Origin of the sequence: Streptomyces sp., assembly GCF_035563135.1 — a bacterium.
GTDB lineage: Bacteria > Actinomycetota > Actinomycetes > Streptomycetales > Streptomycetaceae > Streptomyces.
The window spans coordinates 1-3,816 of sequence record NZ_DATMVN010000338.1 but is presented as its reverse complement, the minus strand read 5'-3'; the positions used below and the strand labels follow the sequence as shown (position 1 = coordinate 3,816).

2 protein-coding genes and 1 pseudogene are annotated in these 3,816 nt (G+C 73.5%); 2 read left to right on the top strand and 1 reads right to left on the bottom strand.

Annotated features, from left to right (window positions below; all coding sequences use genetic code 11):
- Positions 1 to 832, bottom strand: a pseudogene (locus tag VN520_RS14655) (N-acetylmuramoyl-L-alanine amidase); the annotation flags it as partial.
- A gap of 140 nt (positions 833 to 972) precedes the next feature.
- On the opposite strand from VN520_RS14655, the gene VN520_RS14650 reads away from it, so the two are divergent.
- Together VN520_RS14650 and VN520_RS14645 are read left to right on the top strand one after the other, a co-directional pair.
- On the top strand, positions 973 to 1,725 hold the full coding sequence (locus tag VN520_RS14650) for a TIGR03089 family protein (RefSeq protein ID WP_325747345.1): 753 nt from the start codon (positions 973 to 975) through the stop codon (positions 1,723 to 1,725).
- 186 nt (positions 1,726 to 1,911) lie between these two features.
- The gene (locus VN520_RS14645) at positions 1,912 to 3,279 is read left to right on the top strand and encodes an LCP family protein (protein ID WP_325747344.1); all 1,368 of its coding nucleotides are present in this window, start codon (positions 1,912 to 1,914) and stop codon (positions 3,277 to 3,279) included.
- Positions 3,280 to 3,816 lie beyond the last annotated feature (537 nt).

Sequence of the window (3,816 nt, the reverse complement as noted above, 5' to 3'; positions counted from 1 at the left end):
CGGCCGCTCCGACGACCGCCTGCTCCTCCGACTCGGCCTTGCTCAGGGCCGTGATCTCGGTGGCGCCCAGCGGGGCGAGGTCGGCGTTGACGGCGGAGCTCTCGGCGGCTGCCAGGGTGAGGCCCGCGGTCTGCGGGAGCGCGCCGGGCCGGGCGGCCGTGACGGGCGTCGTGGTGCCCGCCGACGGGGTGACGGCGGTGACGGCGGACGAGGTGCCGGGGACCGGGGCGCCCTCGGCGCGCGGCTGCTCCGGGTCGTCGCCCGGGTCGACGAGTTCCACCTGGAGGCCGGCGGGGAGGAGCCCGGAGCCCGCGGAGCCGTCCCGCGGTGCGGTGCTCCCGGAACGTACGCGTACCTCGACGCCGTCCGACTCGCCGACCCAGAGGGGAGCGGTGGAGCCGCGCACGGTGCCCGATTCCCGTTCGGGGCTGCCGGAGTCGGCGGCGTGGTCGGTGTTGTGGGTCTCAAGGGTCTGCCAGCCGGACCACGTGCCGGTGCCGGTCGCGCGGGTGCGGACCTGGACGGTGCCGTGCAGTTCGGTGTCGGCGTCGTCCCAGACCACGCCGACGAGCGAGAAGCGGTGCGAGTCACGCCGGGGCAGCCCTTGTGCGGCTGCGGGCGCCGTGGGCCCGGTGGGTTCACCGGTGGTCCTCGGGGCCGCGTCGGTGAGCGGCCGCAGGGGCAGGGACTGGGTCGAACCCGCGGGTTCGGCGGGAGCTGCCGCGGGCGCCTGTGCGGCCGGGGCGGGGGCGGCGGGCGCGGGGGCGGCGAGCGGGAGGGTGAGTGCCGTCGCGCAGGCGACGCCGATGGAAGTTGCAAGAAGTGCACGCATACAGGAAATCCTTGGCACAGCCCGGCATTCCCGGCTACTGGAGTGCAGCCGCCTCCAGTTGACGCACCGTCTGCCGAACCGGTGTACGAGACACCCTTCGTGCTCTGCCGGGGCGGCGTCCGCCGCGTACCCTTGCGCGGATGAACGCCAGCGACCGCACCCCCGCCGACCTGCTGCGATCCGCACTCGCCGCGGACCCTGCCCGCCCCCTCGTCACTTTCTACGACGACGCAACCGGAGAGCGCGTCGAACTGTCGGTGGCCACCTTCGCCAATTGGGTGGCCAAGACCGCCAATCTGCTCCAGGGCGACCTGGCCGCCGAGCCCGGCGACCGGCTCGCTCTGCTGCTCCCCGCCCACTGGCAGTCGGCCGTCTGGCTGCTGGCCTGCTCGTCGGTGGGTGTCGTCGCCGAGGTGCAGGGCGACCCGGCCTCCGCCGACCTGGTCGTCAGCGGACCGGACTCGCTCGACCGGGCCCGTGCCTGCCGTGGCGAGCGGGTCGCGCTGGCGCTGCGGCCGCTGGGCGGCCGGTTCCCGCAGATTCCCGAAGGGTTCGCGGACTACGCCGTGGAGGTTCCGGGCCAGGGCGACCGCTTCGCCCCGTACGCCCCGGTGGATCCGGCGGCCCCCGCGCTGGTCGTGGGCGGTGCCGGCCTGACGGCGGACCAGCTGGTCGCCCGGGCCCGTGAGGACGCGGCCGAGTGGGGACTCGGCCCGGGGTCCAGGCTGCTGACGGGCCGTACGTACGACTCCTGGGAAGGGCTGTCCGCCGGGATCTTCGCACCGCTGGCCGCAGGGGGCTCCGTCGTCCTGTGCCGTCACCTGGACCGGCTGGACGAGGACGGGCTGGCCAAGCGCGTCGAAAGCGAGCGGATCACCGGCACCGCGGTATGACAAGCGCCCCGAAGGCCACTCGTCCGGCCCAGGGCGGGCCGAGCCCCCGGGACTGAGCACCGACGGCGGTACATGATCGGGCGGAACGAGGCACGGCTGAGAACGCCGCCTGAATACACAACCAAGCGTGAGGTTCAGCCGTCTACTCCTGCGATCGGCGGCCCATCGCGCCGCCGCACGTGAAGGATGGACGCAGACGTGAGCGACAGCCCCGGCACCCCGGCCGAACCGGACCGCCCGGAACACCCGGCCGGGGGCGGGCCTGCGGACGGTTCGCGGGACGCGTCCGGGGCTTCCCCGCAGGACGGCGCCACCGCCGAGGCGGACGGGAGCAGCGGTGGGGCGGACGGGAGCAGCGGTGGGGCCGGCACCGGGGCCTGGGGCGAGCGGCCCGGGCGCGGGCCCCGGGACCGCGCGCACTGGCTCCGCTGGAGCGCGCTCGCGGTCTCCTTCCTCGTGCTGCTCGCCGCCGGTGCCGGCTGGTGGCTGTACAAGAAGCTCGACGGCAACATCACGACCGACACGAGCGCCGCCGCCGAGCTCAAGGCGTACGAGAAGGACCGCCCGCTGCCGGTCGCGAGGGGCGCCCGGAACATCCTGCTCATCGGCTCCGACACCCGCTCCGGCGACAACAGTGCGTACGGACGTGACGACGGCGGCAGCCAGCGCTCGGACACCACGATCCTGCTGCACCTCGCGGCCGACCGCGGGAGCGCCACGGCGGTGTCGATCCCGCGCGACCTGATGGCCGAGGTCCCCAGCTGCCACACCACCGACGGCAAGGTCACGAGGAAGCAGTTCGCCCAGTTCAACTCGGCCTTCGAGATCGGCGGCACGGCCTGCACGATCCGGACGGTCGAGAAGATGACGGGCGTTCGCGTCGACCACCACATGGTCATCGACTTCAACGGCTTCAAGGACATGGTCGACGCCGTCGACGGCGTCGAGGTGTGCCTGAAGGAACCGGTCGACGACACAGCGGCCCGGCTCAAGCTCCCCGCGGGACGCCAGAAGCTCGACGGCGAGGAGGCGCTGGGGTACGTACGGGCCCGTAAGTCGATCGGTGACGGCAGCGACACCGAACGCATGGACCGTCAGCAGAAGTTCCTCGGGGCCCTCGTCAACAAGATGCAGAGCAACGGCGTGCTGCTGAACCCGACGCGGCTCTACCCGGTGCTGGACGCGGCGACCAGGTCGCTCACCACGGACCCGGGCCTCGACTCCCTGCGGGACCTGTACGACCTGGTGCGCGGGATGCGGAACGTGCCGACGGAGAAGGTGCAGTTCCTGACCGTGCCCCGGAAGGCGTACCACGCCGACCCGAACCGTGACGAACTCGTGCAGCCGGACGCGAACCGGCTGTTCGCACAGCTGCGCAAGGACGAGCCGGTCGCCGTGGCCCCCGCCGAGGCGGTCAACTCCGTGGGCCCACAGGCAGATCACAGCTCCGGGAAGGACCCGTCCGGCCGGAAGCCCGGTGACACGGACGCGAGCCCGTCCCCCGCCCCCACCTATTCGGGATCGAACGCGGCGGACGACCCGTGCGGCCCCTAGGCCAATTCCCGGCCCGTGACCGGACATGCGAACGGTGCGGGCGTCATGCCCGGTTGTGAGGAGCGTGGAATGTGTCACCCGCGCCCCCTGTGGCTGATTCCGCCGGATAGTGTGACGCGATCCGGTGCTCGCGGCCGTCAGACCGCGCGCCCGGAACGGACGACCGAGCGCCCTGCCGGGGGGAGGCGCCTCGCCCGGCACCGACGGAGGACTCAGGCAACCGTGGACGCGCACAGGCGTGGGCGGGCGGACGACATCGACACCGCCGACCGGCGGGTCCTCGGCACACACACCGGCACTCACGAAGTGCGACCGGCCCGCTCCGGAAAGACACCGTGCGGAGAAGACGCCGGAAGTCGCCCGGAGGGCCGGCACCGACAAGGCGGAACGCGCGAAGTGACGACGGGTCCTCGCGCCACAGCGGAATTCTGAGGAGCAGGGGGGTCCTGGTGGGACGGAGCAGCACACGCGGGGAGGGGACACGGCCGCGCGGCCGGCACGACAGGCCGCCGGGCGACGAGGGCCGCGGCGCGTCCG

Coding starts and splice junctions, on each gene's coding strand:
- VN520_RS14650 (WP_325747345.1), top strand. CDS start 973: ATGAACGCCAGCGACCGCACCCCCGCCGACCTGCTGCGATCCGCACTC.
- VN520_RS14645 (WP_325747344.1), top strand. CDS start 1,912: ATGGACGCAGACGTGAGCGACAGCCCCGGCACCCCGGCCGAACCGGAC.